This window comes from Corynebacterium sp. HMSC064E07 (genome assembly GCF_001815745.1).
Lineage (GTDB): Bacteria > Actinomycetota > Actinomycetes > Mycobacteriales > Mycobacteriaceae > Corynebacterium > Corynebacterium jeikeium_D.
The window spans coordinates 1-18123 of the sequence record NZ_KV821808.1 but is presented as its reverse complement, the minus strand read 5'-3'; the positions used below and the strand labels follow the sequence as shown (position 1 = coordinate 18123).

Here is an 18123-nt window from a genome sequence, read left to right as displayed (position 1 = left end):
TCTCCTCAAATTATTTTCAGTGGTAAATGAATCTCAGTTTAGATATCTGCCAGTGCGCTCGCTGCTTTATCCGCCGCAGCTCTTGCTGGCAACAGGCTCGCTTCATTGGAAATAAATGCGAACGTCAGCACCTGCCCCGACTTCGTCACCACATACCCCGCCAGCGCCGAGGCTTTATTCAGCGTGCCTGTCTTCGCACGGACGATGCCCGCCCCGGACTGACCAGCAAAGCGCGTCGCCAGAGTGCCGGACACTGCCGCCACCGGCAGGCTGTCCAACAGTGGGCGCAACCGCAACGCAGTGCTTTCCGACGACTCCTGCGACTCCGCCAGTCCTCCCTGCTCAGCCGATTCCACCGGCCCCGCGGCGGAATTGAGCACCTCGGAGAGATGCTGCGGAGAAATACGGTTATCCGTGCTCAGGCCGCTGGAGTCCGACAGCACCGCACCATCGAGAGGAAAACCGTGCTCCGCGAGAGTGTCACGCACGGCACGTGCGGCCCCCTCAAAGGTCGGCGGCAGACCGCGAGAGATAGCCACCTCACGGGCAATGGACTCTGCGAGCACGTTGTCGCTGTAAATCATCATCTCGTGCACACGGGTAACTAGCGGAGCCGACTGCACGAGCGCAACAATGTCTGGGTCCAGAGGTAGTGACTGACCATCCTTGGCTGCATCCCTCAGGCTGCCTCCGTTTTCCGCACCAAGCGCCTTGGCCAGCGCATCAGCTGCATCCGCAGCGGGCGTGGCGCTGCGCTGCGATTCTTCATTCGTCGGATCGATACGACCGGCATCCATCATCACCGACTCCACCGGTGCGATGTAGCCGTCCTCCAACCCCTCGCGCTCCCAGGTCTCGTGGAAACTCTCGGTGAATAGAGAGTTGTCGAGATAAACCTTGCCGACCCCCTCCGGAATGACCACGGAAATCTTTTTCGCCAACTCAGCGATTGAAGCCGAGTCCTGGAAGAACCCTTCCCCGTCCTTGCTTAAGGTAGGGTCGCCCCCGCCGTGCAAAACGATGTCATTAGTCCCCGTAACCCGGGAGACGCGGGTGGAAACCCGATGATCTTCACCTAAGTCCAACAGTGCGGCAGACGCGGTGAGAATCTTCATGCTGGACGCCGGCAAGGCCACCGCGGTGTCATTGATCCCCCACAGTTTCTGGCCGGTCGAAGCATCGCTGACAATTCCATGCAGCTCACCGAAGGCTGGATCAGCCGCAGCAGCGTCCATGATGGCGCTGACTTTTTGGGCCAGAGTGCCGTCGTCAAGCGAAGACTGCGCAGCCGTCACGGGAACAGAAGCTTGACTGACGGCGGGCGGCGCATCGACCACAATCTGACGATTGTTATTGACGACAACCGCTACGCCGCTGCCCGCTGCGATAACGAGAACACCGGCGATGGCACCGCCGATTTTCAGTCCACGCGACTTCTTGGACTTGCCGGATTTTACGGAACTGGGCGATTTTTCCGTGCCCTTAGCGGCGGTTTTGGAGCTGTCAGAGTCGGTACTGCCCACGGTCACAAACACCTTCTTCCTGGAAACAAAACCTCACTTAAGGTGCACAAATAAACGGTTTTGAGCGGGTTTCGCATAAGATAGCCGTCAGAGAAGTGTACACCGATTATAAGGAGTCATCGCCGTGAGCGTTGAGGTCACTATTGAGATCCCGAAGGGTCAGCGCAACAAGTACGAAGTCGACCACGAGACCGGCAAGGTCTACCTCGACCGCTACCTGTTCACCCCAATGGCCTACCCGGCCGACTACGGCTTCATCGATGAAACCCTCGGCGAAGATGGCGACCCGTTGGACGCTCTCGTGATCCTGCCGGAGCCGGTTTTCCCGGGCGTTATTGTCAAGGCTCGTCCGCTCGGCGTTTTCAAGATGACCGACGAGGCCGGCGGCGACGACAAGCTGCTGTGCGTCCTGGATGATGTCCGCTTCGACCACTACCAGGACATCGATGATGTTTCCCAGTTCACCAAGGACGAGATTGAGCACTTCTTCGTCCACTACAAGGACCTGGAGCCGGGCAAGGAAGTTTCCGGTTCGGGCTGGGGCGACAAGGCTGAGGCTGAGCGCATCCTGACTGAGGCTATCGAGCGCCACAAGTAAGAGCCACAAGTAAGAATTGCGCTAGCCAACCTCCCTTCCTGGGGCTCGCACCTTTGACGCAGTTCCTGTGATTCAGCGCTACGGCCGTCGGAGTTTTCCTCCGGCGGCCTTTGTGCTTCCGGCGATAAGGCCAGATTGCGTATAGTGCGCACTATGGAAACCGTAAACGTATCTGAAGTACCCGAAGACGCACAGATCATTGATGTCCGCTCACAGATGGAGTGGGATGACGGCCACGCCACCGGCGCCGTTCACATCCCCATGGAAGAGATTCCGTCCCGCTACGGCGAGCTAGATTTGGATTCCGACATTTACCTGATGTGCCGCTCCGGTGGACGTGCCGCTCAGGTTTCTTCCTGGTTGGAGAAGAACGGTATCGACACCATCGTCATCACCGGCGGCATGATCGACTGGGAGCACTTCGGCCGCCCAATGGAGAAGGCCAACTAAATCAACTACAACTGCCCTGCCTACCTGCAGGGCAGTTTTTCTTTTATCTACCCACCCCAAAGCACCGACCTTCTAACAATCCGCAGGCAAACAGGGACATTATTAGTTGGCCATGTCCCATTATTGATGGTTCCCCAGATTGTCTAGTATGGGAAGTATGTCTGATTCATCCGTACTTTCCTCGGCGGACTCAGCCGACACCAGCGGTGGTGTGGCAGCCGCCGTAGACGCGAAGGTGCCTGCTGTCGACGCACAGAGCAGCACCAAGGCGAAGAAGGCTCGCAAGGGAGCGAAAGCGAAAAACAAGGCCAGCGCTAAGTCCAAGTGCAAGCCCGGCTCCGCAAGCGAACTCGCCGTCACACCGGCCGCCCTGCGCAAATCCGCGTCCTGGTGCCTGGCACAGCTCGATGCGGCTGTCCGCGCCAGTGTCAACGCGGCTCTGGGCCGCACTCAGATTGAGTCGATTTCCATCCGCGGGTATTGGGTTCTGGAGGCTATCGCCGATGGCGGCGACATGGCTCAAACCGAGCTGAGCGCGCTGCTCGGCATGGACCGCTCTGACATGGTTCGCCTGATTGACTCTCTGGAGTCGGCAAATCTAGTCGAACGCACCCGAGACTCCAAGGATCGACGCCGCCAGCTCATCGCGCTGACAGAAACGGGCAACACCACCCGCGCATCTCTGCGACGCTCACTCCGCAGAGCCGAACGCGCCGCCGTCGCCGAATGCGCACCCGAGGTACGCGCGCTGCTTGCATCGCTTGCCGACGACTCCGCTGCAAGCCCCGAAACCGATGCCGGCGCGAAGAACCCCGAGACCGCTACCCCAGAGGTCACGGCCACTGAGACAGACACCAAGAACATGGCGGAGAATAAGACGCAGGCGACGTCGTCAAGCGATGCCCAGCGTCCTAAACGGAAGAAGTCGAAGAAGAAGAAAAAGCGCAAGAAGAATAAGAAGGGGGCTCTCAAGTGACAACCACTGAAGCGAAGTTCCTACGTGCTACGGAACAGCCGCTTGAGCGCACACTCATTGACATTGTCCGGGCGACCGCGCGAAGGTTCCCTGAGGCTGAGGCCATCGATGACGGCGAGGTTGTCGTCACGTATGCGGAATTAATCAACGAGATTGATTCCACAGCTACGTGGCTCTACGAACAGGGCATCCGTCGCGGCGACCGCATTGGTGTGCGGATGCCGTCGGGAAGCCGCGAGCTCTACCTGGCAATTTTGTCCATCATGGCTGCCGGTGCCGCCTACGTTCCGGTGGATGCGGACGACCCCGACGAGCGTGCCGAAATGGTCTTCGGCGAGGCCGGTATCGCTGGTTACTTCGATGCTGAAGGCCTACATTTGGCTGGCTCTACGGCGCGTAATCGCCCCCGCCCGCTGGACTTCGACGCCGACTCCGACGAGGAAGCGACGGAACCGACGCCGCCGAACGCACGCGAGATCATCTCGCAGGAGCCCACTCCTGACGATGACTGCTGGATTATTTTCACCTCTGGCTCCACCGGCAAGCCCAAGGGCGTGGCGGTCACCCACCGCAGCGCCGCCGCTTTTGTCGATGCGGAGGCCCGCTGGTTCTTGGCCAACCACCCGGAAGGGCCGCTCGGCCCGGACGACCGCGTTCTCGCCGGACTGTCCGTCGCCTTCGACGCCTCCTGTGAGGAAATGTGGCTGGCCTGGCGAAATGGCGCCTGCCTGGTGCCGGCCCCACGTTCGCTGGTGCGCTCCGGTGTAGACCTGGGCCCATGGCTGATTTCCCGCCACATCACGGCCGTTTCCACGGTCCCAACACTGGCCGGCCTGTGGCCCGCTGAAGCACTCGACAGCGTGCGCCTACTCATCGTCGGTGGCGAAGCCTGCCCGCAAGAGCTGGTCGAGCGCCTGTCCACCCCTGAGCGCGAGATGTGGAACACCTACGGCCCCACCGAGGCCACCGTCGTGGCCTCCGGCATCGAGCTGAAGCCTGGCAAGCCCGTGACCATTGGTTTTCCTCTGGACGGCTGGGACCTCACCGTTATCGACGAGGAGGGCAACCCCGTCCCACCGGGCACGAAGGGTGAGCTAGTCATCGGCGGTGTGGGACTCGCGCGCTACTTGGATCCGGAGAAGGACGCCGAGAAGTACGCGCCGCTGCCAGCCCTGGGCTGGGAGCGCGCGTACCGCACCGGCGACCACGTCATCATGGATGAGGGCGGACTGTACTTCACCGGCCGCGTCGACGATCAGGTGAAAATCGGCGGGCGCCGTATTGAGCTCGGCGAGGTCGAGGCGCACCTGGCTGCCCTCCCCGGCGCTACTCAGGCGACTGTCGTGGTGCAGAAGACCGGTGCTGGCGACTCCATCCTGGTCGGCTACGTCGGCGCCGGTGGCGACGCCGCAGCCATGGACTACGACAAGTGCATGGACACCCTCCGCGATGCCATGCCAGCCGCGATGGTGCCACGCCTGCACATCATGGATGAGCTGCCGGTTCGCACCTCCGGCAAGGTCGACAAGGCGGCGTTGCCGTGGCCACTGCCTGCACGTGCGGGTGAGGGCGACGTCGACAAGCTGAGCCCTGTGGAGAAATGGCTGTCCGATATCTGGGCCGACGTGCTGTCCGTACCTGCGCCCGGCGCAGCCTCGGACTTCTTCGCCCTGGGCGGCACGTCGCTGGCGGCGGCGAGCGTCATCGCGCGCATTCGTCAGCGCGCCCCACAGGTCGCCGTGCGCGATCTCTACGACCACCCACGCCTGGGAAACCTCGCCGAGGAATTGGTCGCTCGCGGTTTCATCAGCGACGACATGCTTGCCGACGCGCCAGACCCCACCGCCCACCTGGAAAAGGTGCCCGAGCCGACGCCTGTCTCCCGCAAGACCCGTTGGGCGCAGGTCGGCCTCATGGTGCCTCTGCAGTGGGCACGTGGCATGCGCTGGGTAACGTGGCTTGCGATTATCAACTGGGTTATCGGCGGGCCGCTGGCACTACCAGGCTGGTTGGTGGCTGTACTGGCCGTGTTGTTCCTGACCCCGCTGGGGGTTATGCCCATCAACGCGGCGACGACACGCCTGCTCACGCGCAACATCGCCCCGGGTGATTACCCGCGTGGCGGCTCGGTGCATCTGCGCCTATGGGCGGCTGAACGCCTGGCAGAGAGCTCCGGCGCCCACTCAGTGGCGGGCGCTCCGTTCGTGCTGTGGTATGCCCGCATGCTGGGTGCCCGCATTGGTAAGGGCGTGAATCTGCACGCGCTGCCGCCGGTGACGGGTCTGGTCAAACTGGATGATTACTGCTCGATCGAGCCGGAGGTAGACCTGTCCGGATACTGGGTCGATGGTGATGTCGTCCACGTCGGCGAGGTCACTATTGGCAAGCACGCCCGCATCGGTGCCCGTTCCACGCTGCTGCCCGGCGCGCGTATCGGCAATGACGCTCACATCGAGGCGGGTTCCACCGTCACCGGTGAAAAGAAGGTCAAGGCTGGTGCGCGCTGGTCGGGTTCCCCGGCTCGCAAGGTCGGCCGGTCCAAGCACCGCTTCCCGGAGGAAGTCCCGCCGGCGCGTCGCCACTGGGTGGCTATCTACGGTCTTACTGCTGTGTTACTGACGCTGGTGCCGCTGTCCGCTGCGGTCGCGATGGCTGCTGTCATCGGTTGGGGCACGGGGCTTATCGACGGCACCACCGAGCTAACCACCTCGAATCTCTGGCCAACGCTGGGTAGCGCCGTGCTGTGGGCTATTCCCGCCACCTTCGTCGGTGTTGCGGTGTATGCCCTGCTGACGCTGATTCTCGTGCGCCTGTTCAGCATCGGCCTGAAGCCGGGAGTGTTCCCGGTGCGTTCGCGCGTGGGTTGGCAGTCGTGGGCGACAATTCGCCTGATGGACGCTGCCCGTCACGACCTATTTTTCATCTACGCCTCCATGTTGACGCCGCTGTGGCTGCGTGCACTGGGCGCCCAAATTGGTCACGACAGCGAAGTCTCCACCGCGATCGGTATTCCGAAGTTCTTGCACGTCAAGGACGAGTCCTTCTTGGCTGACGACACCATGGTCGGCAGCTACGAGCTCGGCGGCGGTTGGCTGCTGGTGGGTGACTCCCGCATCGGCAAGCGCGCCTTCCTGGGCAACTCCGGCATCACGCTTCCAGAACGCAAGCTGGCGAAGAACTCACTGGTGGCCGTGCTGTCCTCTACTCCGAAGAAGACCAAGTCCGGCTCCAACTGGTGGGGTTCGCCGCCAGAGCGCATGCGCCGTGTGGGCACTGTCTCCAGTGATGAGTCGGCTCAGACCTACCGTCCGACTACGGGGTTGAAGGTCGCCCGCGGCATCGTCGAGACACTGCGCGTCCTGGCACCGATGGTCTCTCTCATGCTGGCGACGATCACGCTGTTTAGCTTGCAGGGAATTGGTATGTTCACCGCGGAGCTGGTCACTGCAGGTGGCGTTGGCGCTGCTCTGCTCGGCCTGGTGGTCGCGTGGCTGCTCTCCCCTGCCGTGCTACTGATTGTTGGTGTGCTGGGGCTGCTCATCACGGTCGTGGCCAAGTGGGTGTGCGTCGGCAAGCACAAGCCCGGTGATCACCCACTGTGGAGCAAGTTCGTCTGGCTCAATGAGCTGCAGGATGCATTCGTCGAAATGGTTGCCGCACCGTGGTACCTGAACCCGGCGATGGCCACCGGCGGTATCGCACGCGCGATGCGTCTGCTCGGCGCGAACGTTGGCCACGGTGTGTGGCTGGAGACGTACTGGCTGCCCGAGACCGACCTTGTCACAATCGAGCGGGGCGCTTCTGTCGGCCGTGGTTGTGTCGTTCAGACGCACCTGTTCACCGACCGCGTGATGACGCTCGACACCGTCCACATCGGACACGGCTCCGTCCTAGGACCGCACTCAGTCGCACTGCCGGCATCTGTGCTTGACGACGGCTGCCGCGTCGAACCCGGTTCTCTCGTCATGCGCGGTGACCATGTTCCTGCGCACACCTCCTGGCGAGGTAACCCAATTGAGCCAGTGGTGGCCAAGAAGTAGCCCGGATTGAGTGGGGGGGCTTAGGTAGGAGCCTGGTAGGCACAACGGGCTGCAAATGTGAAACTGTGAGAGTTTATGACACTTTCAAGCCATTTTTCGGACAATTTTTGCTATAAACGCGGTCAGTAACTCCATTGGCCCGCTGCCAGCCATAACCGAGGTCACTAACTCGCATTGGGGCTAAGTAGGGCTAAGTAGCAAAAGGTGCCCACCCGGCGACACGCCGAGCGGACACACTTTTTGCTACTTAACCCACTATTTATTTTGCGGCTATGCAGTTCGCGACTTACTCTGCTAGCTGCAACCGAGCCTGCTGAGCTGCGGCTACCAATACTTTCAGTGAAGCCGTAACCTCTTCCCAACCTCGGGTCTTTAGACCACAGTCCGGATTAATCCACAGCAGGTTGGGGTCAACGCTTTCAAGCGCATCTTCCACGAGCTGGTTGACTTCTCCGTCCGTCGGCACGCGAGGCGAGTGGATGTCCCAGACACCTGGACCAATCCCGCGAACGTATCCCTCATCTTTCAGCGCTGCGAGCACCTGCATACCGTTGCGAGCTGCTTCGATGGACGTGACATCGGCGTTGAGATCATCGACGGTGTCGATAAGCTCATTGAAGTCCGAGTAGCACATATGCGTGTGAATCTGAATGTCGTCAGCCACACCAGAGGTAGCCAGACGGAAGGAACCTACGGCCCACTTCAGGTAGGCGGGCTGGTCCGCTTCATTCAGGGGCAGCAACTCGCGAATGGCTGGCTCATCGACCTGCACGATTTGCGCTCCAGCGGCCACGAGATCTGCAATCTCATCGCGCAAAACCAGCGCAACGTTATCCGCAGTGTCACCGATGGGCTGGTCATCACGGACAAACGACCATGCCAACATGGTCACCGGCCCGGTGAGCATTCCCTTGACGGGAAGGTCAGTCATGTTTGCCGCTGCCTTGTACCACTGCACCGTCATTGGCTCTGGCCTGGTGATATCACCGTAGAGAATCGGCGGCCGCACGCAGCGGGAACCATAGCTTTGGACCCAGCCATTGGCGGTCGCGAGGTAGCCGTCCAGCTGCTCCGAGAAGTACTGCACCATGTCATTGCGCTCAGGTTCGCCGTGAACCAGCACATCGAGTCCCAATTCTTCCTGCTGCTCAATGGAGCATCGAATTTCAGCGAGCATTGCTGATTCGTAGTCGACTGGGGTGAGCTCTCCCGCGCGCAACTGCGCACGTGCACGACGAATGCTATTGGTCTGCGGGAAGGAACCGATTGTGGTGGTCGGCAGCGGAGGCAGGTTAAGGGCCTCAGCCTGAGCCGCCTGGCGAGCCGCAAACGGGGAACGGTTACGGTCGCTATCCTCGATTGCCGCCAAAGCTTCACGAACTTCAGGCTTAACAATCCGCTTCGACTCTGCCCTCGATGCCAGTGCTGCCCGGGACTCCCTCAACACCTTCAAATCCGCGGCATCGAGTTGGCGGTCATTCAACTTGGCATCAAGCGCCCTCGCCAAAAGGGTCACCTCGGCAATTTTCTCATCGCCGAAGGCCAGCCACTGCAGCACCTCGGCATCTTCTTCGCTCGGGTTTTCCGAGGTCAGGGAGTACGGGACATGTAGCAGCGAACAGCTAGTCGACACCGCGATGGGGCCTCGGGCTGCCAGCTTCTCCAGCGTCGCCAGAGCTGCATCCAAGTCGGTGCGCCACACATTACGCCCATCAACAATGCCCGCAACCAGCAGTTCCTTGCCGGTCCAATGCGGCAACTCAAAGCTACCTGCTACCAGGTCGCAACCAATGGCCTGCACGCCTGTGCCAGAAAGGGTTTCCAGCGCCTGATCACCATCACCAAAGTAGGTCTGCACCCACAACTTGGTATTCGCAGACTCCGCCACGCCGGCCAACTTCTCGTAGGCCTGGCGAATCCTAGCAAGAGTCACTTCATCGAGGTCAGTGACCAATACTGGCTCATCGAGCTGAATCCACTCAAAGCCCTTATCCCCCAGTTGAGCGATGATTTCCGCGTACGCATCGGTCAACTTTTCCAAAAGGCCAAGTGGGTTCGAATCATCGTCGGTACGCGACAGGCTCAAGTAGGTCACAGGACCAATCAAATGAGGGCGCAGCATGGTGGTGGCGCCATTGTTCAAGCTGCAGGAATCGTCCAACCAGTCAGTGAGGTCAGAGGTAAATTCAGTATCGGCTGACAGCTCCGGAACAATGTAGTGGTAATTAGTGTCGAACCACTTGGTCATTGCGGATGCCGGTTGCGTCTTCGTACCGCGAGCGGCGGCGAAGTAGTGGTTGATCCATTCCGGTAGGTTGGAACCGTCCGTTTTCGGGACATTCTGGAAGCGGGCTGGAAGCACTCCGAGCAGCGCCGATGTATCCAGCATAGAGTCGTAGAACGAGCGCCCAATTGTCGGAACCGAGTCGATTCCTGCCTTCAGCGCTGCGCCAATGTAGCTATTGACAGTGTTGCGCGCCGTCGCGGCCAGCAGGCCGCCGGTCGCCGGGTCGCGCCAGTAGTTTTCCAGAGCTCTTTTGAGCTCACGATTACGCCCTATCCGCGGAATGCCCGCGAGGGTTGCGTGAATTGCCATGATCTCGTGATTTCCTCGTCAGTCGTGATCAGCATCGGGTATGAAATTGCACAACCGGCAGGCATTCGGACTTGTCATCACTGAAAAGATTGGTTATCAACGCGTCGGATAAACCAAAGCTCTGGCAGTGATGCTTACCGTTGCGGGACAGTTCCGGACTTGCACCGGGATTCCCCTGCATAACTCGAAGGCCTTATGCGCGCTAGGCTCAAAACACACCTTGCGCGGAAAACGTGCGATATGCAGCACTTTCCTTAATGAACACCTTCGAGGCGGCTGTGGATGTGAAGTATATCGCAATATACAAATATCTCATTCACTTAGCCCCCTCCCCGAGCCTTTGCTTTGATGCTCTCCTGCTGGGACCAAAGTGATTAAGCTCGTAGTCATAAAAGCTATTTATTCTACCTCTTTTCAAGGAGTGACCTCGAGTGACACAGGCTTCCGGACCTTCCCTGAGGGGCGCCAAGATTCCGTTCGATGGCCCGGTCCAGTCAGGCGTTGAACAGCCCGGCCAAGCACATCTCCGCCTCGTCGCATTCGATTTGAAGGACGGCGTCGACGCAGCAGATCTGAAGGCACTGTTCTCCTCGCTTACCGACGTTGCCCGCCGCCTCACCCAAGGCCAGGACATCGAGGGGTATCTGGAACCGGAAATGGTTGCAGCCACTGCAAACCTGACCATTACCGCAGGTTTCGGTGAGCGCATCTTCGATGTGCTCGGCAAGCCAGAGCGCAAGCCGGCTGGTCTGCACGATATCCCGTCATTCCAGCATGACATGCTCCGCCCTGAGTGGGGCCAGTCTGACTTCGCTCTGCAGTTGTGTGGTGATGACCTCGTCACCGTTTCGGCCGCGTCCCGTCTACTGGAAAAGAAGGCGGCTCCGTGGGCTCGCGTGAAGTGGTTCCAGAAGGGCTTTTCCTACGCCTGGGGTTCGCAGCCTCACGGCGCTACCCCACGCAACCCGCTGGGCCAGCTCGACGGCACCGTCAACCCGTCCACTCCGGAGGAATGGTCCGAACAGGTGTGGATTGACTCCAAGGACAAGGCGATTAACAACTCCTGCGTGATGGTTGTTCGCCGTATTGCGCTCGACTTGAACAGTTGGGATGAGCTCAGCACCGACGAACGTTCCATCGTTATCGGTCGTGACTTCCACACCGGCGCTCCTCTTTCCGGCGGCAATGACGAGTTCGATGAAGAGGACATGGATGCCGTCGATGACCAGGGCGAGTATCTCATCCACCGCCAGTCTCACTTGGCGCTTTCCCGTGAGCAGGATGGTCAGCCTGACGACGCCCTGCGTCGCCGCGCCTATGCATACGAAGACCAGCCCGGTGAGCCAGCTTTCCCATTCGAAGGACCGAACGTTGGCCTGGTCTGGGTTGCATTCCAGAAGAACCCGGACAACCAGTTCAGCGCAATCCAGGCCCGTTTGGATCGCGGCGATTTGCTCAATGAGTGGAACCGCCATATCGGCTCCGCTGTGTATTGGATTGCCCCTGGCACCACCCCAGATTCCTACTGGGGTCAGGAGTTGATTGAGGGGTAAAGGCTGCAAGCTGGCAGGCTAAAGTCTGACGGACTAAAAAGCTGGCGGGCTGCAAATGTGAAACTGACCCAGTTTATGACACTTTCGAGCAAAATTTCTGGCCGTTTTTGTCATAAACTCAGTCACTAACTCGCATCGCCCCGCCGCTGCGAGCCATAAGGGCATCGTCCCGGCGCTGCCAACCATAAGAAAACGCCCGCCGAGTGCCTGAGCACTCATGCGGGCGTTACCTCTAGACAAGAATTTTGTCAGTTACGAGCCACCGAATTAGTCACCAATCTGGTCGCGGCCACGCTTAACAATCTTCGGATCCGGAGTACCGACCAGCTCGTGGTCCTTCTCCGTGTACTCGAACTTGCTCAGCACATAACGCATCGCGTTGATGCGGGCACGCTTCTTGTCGTTGGACTTAATGGTAATCCACGGGGACTCATCGGTATCCGTGTAACGGAACTGCTCTTCCTTCGCGCGGGTGTAGTCACCCCAACGGTCCAGCGATGCGAGGTCCATCGGAGAGAGCTTCCACTGACGTACCGGGTCGACCTGGCGAATAGCGAAGCGAGTGCGCTGCTCCTTCTGGGTCACCGAGAACCACAGCTTGGTCAGCGAAATACCGGAGCCCAGAATCATGTTCTCCAGCATCGGAACCTCACGCAGGAACTCTGCATGCTGAGACTCAGTACAGAAACCCATCACGCGCTCAACGCCCGAACGGTTGTACCAAGAACGGTCGAAGAAGACGATTTCGCCAGCGCACGGAAAATGCTCAATATAGCGCTGGAAGTACCACGAGGTGGACTCACGCGGCGACGGCTTTTCCAGAGCCACAGTTCGAGCACCACGCGGATTCAGGTGCTCGTTAAAGCGCTTAATGGTACCGCCCTTACCAGCGGCGTCACGGCCTTCGAAGAGGATGATGTGCTTCTGACCAGTTTCCTTGGTCCAGTTCTGCCACTTCAGAAGCTCAATCTGCAGCTTCCTCTTAATAGACTCGTATTCCTTGCGCGTCATGCGCTCCTCGTACGGGTAGCCATCGCGCCAGGTATCAACCCGCTCACCGTCTGGAGTGACCAGTACCGGATCGTCCTCATCAGAATCATCGACGACGTAACCTTCGGTCTTCGCCAAATCGACGATGTGGAATTCCTCTTCATTCTTGTCAGCCATACCCCTTATCCTACTGAATTTCTCTACCACACGTCCCCCATGCGGGTGCCCTTACCTGCAATTTCCCAGCAGTTAACGTTCCGTCTTACCGAAATTGAGGGGGTGGGACTGCACGCAGCGACCGTCGATAAGCACTGCGCGTACAATAAATGCCATGTTGTTATCCGAGGCTCTTGCCGCACGATCCGAAGTTTCCGACCGGCTGGCTGAGATTAATCGCCGTCTCGCGCTGGTGGCGCAGGTGCAGGAAGGCGATACGCCTGATGAAGATCCGCAAGCGCTTATTGCCGAAGCCGAGCGTCTGATGGCGCGCTTCGAATGGCTGGTGCGCTCGATTAACGCAACGAATTCCGCTACTGCCTTCGAGGACGGAACGCTTAGCGACGCACTTGCGAAGCGCGACCACCTGCTAACACGGCGGCGGTTCTACACCTCCGCAGCCGATCAGGGCTCGGGTCGGCGGGATCGATACTCAGCTTCGGAGATTCGCTATGTCGCCACTGTGGATATCCGGTCGCTGCGCCAGAAAGCCGACAAGGCGGCGAAGGAATACCGGGACTTGGATACCCGTATTCAGCAGGCGAACTGGTCAACCGAGCTTATCGAGGCCGCGAATAAGCCGGCCGAATAGCAAAGTGGCAGGGTTCGGTAGCGAAACCAGAAGAATTTCACATTTTGATAAGTCGGTAGTTGCATCCAGATTGTCGGCGAGCGCGACGGCCTGTCTCTGGCCTTAAAGGGACACCTAAAGATCTCACCTGTACTGAGGCAGCAGGATTAATAACAGACAGTCCTCGTCATTGCGTACATGGGTACAGATCATCGGTTATTTTTCACTACCAAGCGCTGAGGCGTCTGATGCAACGAGGGTGGGTTCGGGGACTTAAAACTTTCTCAAGTTACACAGCAAAAAGCGCCGCTGAGGATTTCCCTCAGCGGCGCTTTTTAGGCTAACTCAAGCAGTCGGGACCTCTTTTAGAAGCCCATGCCGCCCATCTCGTCGCCACCCGGCATTGCCGGCATAGCCGGTTCCGGCTTGTCAGCGACAACAGCCTCGGTGGTCAGGAACAGAGCCGCAATGGAAGCGGCATTCTGCAGTGCGGAGCGGGTAACCTTCACCGGATCGTTGATGCCAGCTTCCATCAGGTCGATGTACTCGCCGGTAGCAGCGTTCAGGCCTTCACCCTGCGGCAGGGAAGCAACCTTCTCGGTAACGACGCCGGCCTCGAAACCAGCGTTCAGAGCAATCTGGCGCAGCGGAGCTGCGAGAGCCGCACGCACGATGCGGACACCGGTTGCCTCGTCGCCGGTCAGACCCAGCTCGTCGTCAAGCACGTGCGAGACCTGCAGCAGTGCGGAACCGCCACCTGCGACGATGCCCTCTTCCACAGCAGCCTTTGCGTTACGGACGGCATCCTCAATGCGGTGCTTGCGCTCCTTGAGCTCGACCTCAGTTGCGGCGCCAGCCTTGATAACTGCAACACCGCCGGCGAGCTTAGCCAGGCGCTCCTGCAGCTTCTCCTTGTCGTAGTCGGAGTCGGAGTTCTCGATCTCAGCGCGGATCTGGTTGACGCGGCCCTCGATAGCGGACTGCTCGCCAGCGCCCTCGACGATAGTGGTCTCGTCCTTGGTGACGACCACCTTGCGAGCGCGACCCAGCAGCGGCAGGTCAGCGGTCTCGAGCGACAGGCCGACCTCCTCGGAGATGACCTGGCCATCGGTCAGGATAGCCATGTCCTGCAGCATTGCCTTACGACGGTCGCCGAAGCCCGGAGCCTTGACAGCGACAGACTTGAAGGTACCGCGGATCTTGTTGACGACCAGGGTGGACAGAGCCTCGCCCTCGACGTCCTCAGCAATGATCAGCAGCGGCTTGCCGGACTGCATGACCTTCTCCAGCAGCGGCAGCAGGTCCTTGATGTTGGAAATCTTGCCGGAAACCAGGAGGATGTACGGATCCTCCAGAACGGCCTCCTGGCGCTCCATGTCAGTGGCGAAGTAACCGGAGATGTAGCCCTTGTCGAAGCGCATACCCTCGGTCAGCTCCAGGTCGAGACCAAAGGTGTTGGCCTCTTCCACGGTAATGACGCCTTCCTTGCCGACCTTGTCCATAGCGGTGGCAATCAGCTCACCGATAGCCGGGTCAGCAGCGGAGATACCAGCGGTAGCAGCAATCTGCTCCTTGGTCTCAATGTCCTTAGCGGACTCCAGGAGCTTCTCGGTAACAGCCGTGACAGCCTTCTCGATGCCGCGCTTGATGCCCATCGGGTTGGAGCCAGCAGCAACGTTGCGCAGACCCTCGGAAACCAGAGCCTGAGCCAGAACGGTAGCGGTAGTAGTACCGTCACCAGCGACATCGTCGGTCTTCTTGGCAACTTCCTTGACCAGCTCAGCGCCGATCTTCTCGTAAGGATCCTCAAGTTCGATTTCACGTGCAATGGAGACACCGTCGTTGGTGATCAGCGGTGCGCCCCACTTGCGCTCGAGGACTACGTTGCGACCCTTCGGGCCCAGCGTAACCTTGACAGCGTCTGCCAGGGTGTTCAGACCCGTTTCGAGACCGCGGCGGGCCTCCTCGTCAAATGCAATCATCTTAGCCATGAGGTTTGAAGAATCCTCCGTCTATTTATGTGGCACTTACATTGGAAGTTGACCCAGGCGCCCGCGACGGCATGTGATTCGAGGGAAGCGCCGCCCTCTCCATCACCGGAGTCAACACTGTACTTTTTAACGACTTTGCAACACTTGTTTCAGCCTGCGCTGCAGTATGTGCTGCAGTTTGCTGCAACTCGCATACAACGCACACATACACAAGGTGTGAAGTTGTTTTTATTAGCACTCAATTAGAGCAAGTGCTAATTCACTTTTTTAGCACTCAACCCCATCGAGTGCAAGGTTAAGCGCCGCAACTCCCAACGCCAATACCACTCCCGACGTCACTCCCAACGTCATCATGGTTGTGCGCCTACACTGTCGCACATGAGCATTATTAATAAGGAACTCACGGACGCCCTGCGAGACCACATCTCCAGCCAACGCGAGACCATCCGCACCCAGCTGACCGAGCTGGTGGCTTTCCCTTCCGTACACGGCACCGAAGAAACCAAACAGGCTTGCATTGACGCAGCTCAGGCGGTTACCAAGATGTACGCAGAGCTGGGCATCGAACTGAAGGCGCACCACACCGTCGACGGCTCGATTGCACTGTCGGGTTTCGTCCCCGCGTCGTCGGAAAGCGCGAAGACCGTACTGCTCTACTCCCATTACGACGTCCAGCCGGCGGGCGACGAGTCCGCTTGGACCGCAGATCCGTGGACACTCGACGAGCGCGACGGTCGCTGGTACGGCCGCGGTACTGCCGACTGCAAGGGCAACGTGGTCATGCACCTGGCTGCGCTGCGCGCGCTGCGCGACGACGCTCTTGCGGGCCACGTCGACATGCCAAACATCAAACTCATCGTGGAGGGCTCCGAGGAGCGCGGGTCGGCGGGCCTGAACAACCTCATCGCCACACAGCCAGAGCTTTTCGACGCCGACGTCATCCTCATTGCGGATGTCGGCAATGCCGAGGTTGGCCAGCCGACGCTCGTGACCACTCTGCGCGGCACCGCCGATGTGGAAGTACGCGTCGATGCGCTGGAGCAGCCGGTTCACTCGGGCATGTTCGGCGGCGCAGCCCCGGATGCGCTGGCGGCACTGATTCGCATGCTCGACAGCCTGCGCGATGAAAATGGCTTTACTTCTATTGATGGACTGGACTGCTCGCAGCGGTGGGAGGGCCTGGACTACTCGCCAGAGACTTTCCGCGCTGACGCCGGCGTGCTCAATGGAGTGGGCCTGATTAGCAACGAGGACACTTCCGTCTCCGATCTGACCTGGGCGCGCCCGTCGGTGATTGTGACCGGCATCGACTGCCCACCGGCAACCAATGCTGTCAACGCGATTTCGTCGACCGCCATGGCGCACATTAACTTCCGCATCCCAGGCGGCGTTGATCCGGCTGAGGCGCAGGACGCGCTGGAAAATCACCTGCGCGCACATGCTCCGTGGGGCGTGAAGGTGACGGTCGAACGCGACGAGCTGGCTAACCCGTTCCGGGCCAACGTTGAGGGCAAGGTTGTGCAACTGGTCGCTGACAGCCTGTCGGCCGCCTATGGCAAGGAGACCGCAAGCATGGGCGAGGGCGCCTCAATTCCGCTGTGCGCCACCCTGCTGGACGCCGTACCAGGTGCTGACATCGCGCTTTACGGCGTGGAGGAGCCACAGGCTCGCATCCACTCGGCTGATGAATCGGTCGACCCGAACGAGATTCGCGACATCGCTATTGGCGAGGCGGTTTTCCTGGCCTCTGTCAACGGAATTTAACGGGGACAGCAAAGAATCCACCAAAGATATTGATTGAATGACTTGTGTCACATCTTTTACCTGTAGTAAGGTTCCACCCATGCAGCAGAACATTCTTATTCGAGTAGCGAAGGCTACGAACCCCGGTGGAGGCCGACAGGACTGACCCCTCCACACGGGGTCTCTGGCCGCAACTTCTCAAAGCACTTGGTTGGTCCGCCACTCACAGCAAAAGCAACTAAGCAAAGGACCAGAAAAGAATGTTTCCCACTCGCACCCAGAAGAACATGTCCACTTCGACGACGTTCACGGGCAAGCGCCCTTCGTTGGAGCACCAGGACGACGGCAATGTGCGAACTTATTCCGACGATCCATTTAGGGCTCGATTCGGACATCGCCTGCCTCGAGGCTTAAGGCAAGAAGCTCGTGGCATGAACTGGCAGAAGTTCAAGGACACCTACTCCCCCACGAGCGGCCCGGTTCAGATCAAGAATTTCGAGGCAACCCGCGGCACCCTGGGGCGCTGGAATTTCAACGCTGACTTAACACTGACCGACAAGGACGACCACACCCACACCTTCACCCAGGAGATTACCGCTATGGGGCCGGTGTCGGCTTGCACTAATCTGCTGGCTGATGCAGGTTACCGCGTGGAAATCGTGGAATTCCACCAGTTCGAAATCTTCGAAGCTACCGCTACCTTTGTCTATGCAGGTCACAACAATGACCATGTGTGGACCATGGGCTTCGGCCAGACTCCGGAGGCTTCCGTGCTTTCCGCTTTGGTCTGCGCTGCTAACCGCCTGCATGGGTAGGACGCGGATGCTGCTCGTTTAGTAAACGGGGGGTGTCCCTATGTTTTTGTCAAGTGCCAGA

At 59.5% G+C, this 18123-nt stretch carries 12 protein-coding genes and 1 riboswitch; of the genes, 8 read left to right on the top strand and 4 right to left on the bottom strand.

Translation table 11 applies throughout. The annotated features are described in order from the left end of the window. Positions 1–38: 38 nt before the first annotated feature. Positions 39–1523: a D-alanyl-D-alanine carboxypeptidase/D-alanyl-D-alanine endopeptidase gene (dacB, locus tag HMPREF3053_RS02665; RefSeq protein ID WP_241486363.1), complete on the bottom strand. Its 1485-nt coding sequence runs from the start codon at positions 1521–1523 to the stop codon at positions 39–41. A gap of 124 nt (positions 1524–1647) precedes the next feature. On the opposite strand from dacB, the gene HMPREF3053_RS02660 reads away from it, so the two are divergent. From HMPREF3053_RS02660 to HMPREF3053_RS02645, 4 genes are all read left to right on the top strand, one after another. After that, positions 1648–2121, top strand: a complete 474-nt coding sequence (locus tag HMPREF3053_RS02660) for an inorganic diphosphatase (RefSeq protein ID WP_049194061.1) — start codon at positions 1648–1650, stop codon at positions 2119–2121. 153 nt (positions 2122–2274) lie between these two features. Next, a complete protein-coding gene (locus tag HMPREF3053_RS02655; protein WP_016421494.1) occupies positions 2275–2571 on the top strand; it encodes a rhodanese-like domain-containing protein in 297 nt (98 codons plus the stop codon). A gap of 157 nt (positions 2572–2728) precedes the next feature. Continuing rightward, positions 2729–3547, top strand: a complete 819-nt coding sequence (locus HMPREF3053_RS02650; RefSeq protein ID WP_049194062.1) for a MarR family winged helix-turn-helix transcriptional regulator — start codon at positions 2729–2731, stop codon at positions 3545–3547. Next, complete coding sequence (locus HMPREF3053_RS02645; protein WP_070767238.1) at positions 3544–7587, top strand: Pls/PosA family non-ribosomal peptide synthetase; 4044 nt, start codon at positions 3544–3546, stop codon at positions 7585–7587. The genes HMPREF3053_RS02650 and HMPREF3053_RS02645 overlap by 4 nt, the downstream gene beginning before the upstream one ends. A 286-nt stretch (positions 7588–7873) precedes the next feature. Here the strand turns inward: HMPREF3053_RS02645 and metE are convergent, their stop codons facing one another. Next, the gene (metE, locus tag HMPREF3053_RS02640) at positions 7874–10183 is read right to left on the bottom strand and encodes a 5-methyltetrahydropteroyltriglutamate--homocysteine S-methyltransferase (RefSeq protein WP_049190647.1); all 2310 of its coding nucleotides are present in this window, start codon (positions 10181–10183) and stop codon (positions 7874–7876) included. Between the two features lie 38 nt (positions 10184–10221). Continuing rightward, positions 10222–10405, bottom strand: a riboswitch (cobalamin riboswitch). A 209-nt stretch (positions 10406–10614) separates the two neighbouring features. Between metE and HMPREF3053_RS02635 the strand changes: the two genes are divergently transcribed. Next, positions 10615–11736: a Dyp-type peroxidase gene (locus HMPREF3053_RS02635; protein ID WP_070767237.1), complete on the top strand. Its 1122-nt coding sequence runs from the start codon at positions 10615–10617 to the stop codon at positions 11734–11736. A gap of 267 nt (positions 11737–12003) precedes the next feature. Here the strand turns inward: HMPREF3053_RS02635 and ppk2 are convergent, their stop codons facing one another. Further along, positions 12004–12903 (bottom strand): polyphosphate kinase 2, encoded by a 900-nt coding sequence (ppk2, locus tag HMPREF3053_RS02630; RefSeq protein ID WP_005510168.1) that lies wholly within the window; start codon positions 12901–12903, stop codon positions 12004–12006. Between the two features lie 154 nt (positions 12904–13057). On the opposite strand from ppk2, the gene HMPREF3053_RS02625 reads away from it, so the two are divergent. After that, the gene (locus HMPREF3053_RS02625) at positions 13058–13534 is read left to right on the top strand and encodes a DIP1984 family protein (RefSeq protein ID WP_049190643.1); all 477 of its coding nucleotides are present in this window, start codon (positions 13058–13060) and stop codon (positions 13532–13534) included. Positions 13535–13878: 344 nt separating this feature from the next. Here the strand turns inward: HMPREF3053_RS02625 and groL are convergent, their stop codons facing one another. Continuing rightward, on the bottom strand, positions 13879–15504 hold the full coding sequence (gene groL / locus HMPREF3053_RS02620; protein WP_038626677.1) for a chaperonin GroEL: 1626 nt from the start codon (positions 15502–15504) through the stop codon (positions 13879–13881). A 378-nt stretch (positions 15505–15882) separates the two neighbouring features. Here groL and HMPREF3053_RS02615 point away from each other — a divergent pair, with 378 nt between their 5' ends. Then, positions 15883–17268 (top strand): dipeptidase, encoded by a 1386-nt coding sequence (locus HMPREF3053_RS02615; protein ID WP_049171925.1) that lies wholly within the window; start codon positions 15883–15885, stop codon positions 17266–17268. Between the two features lie 239 nt (positions 17269–17507). After that, positions 17508–18062, top strand: coding sequence for a 2-isopropylmalate synthase (locus HMPREF3053_RS02610; RefSeq protein WP_048731724.1), 555 nt, complete (start codon positions 17508–17510; stop codon positions 18060–18062). The last annotated feature ends 61 nt before the right edge of the window (positions 18063–18123 follow it).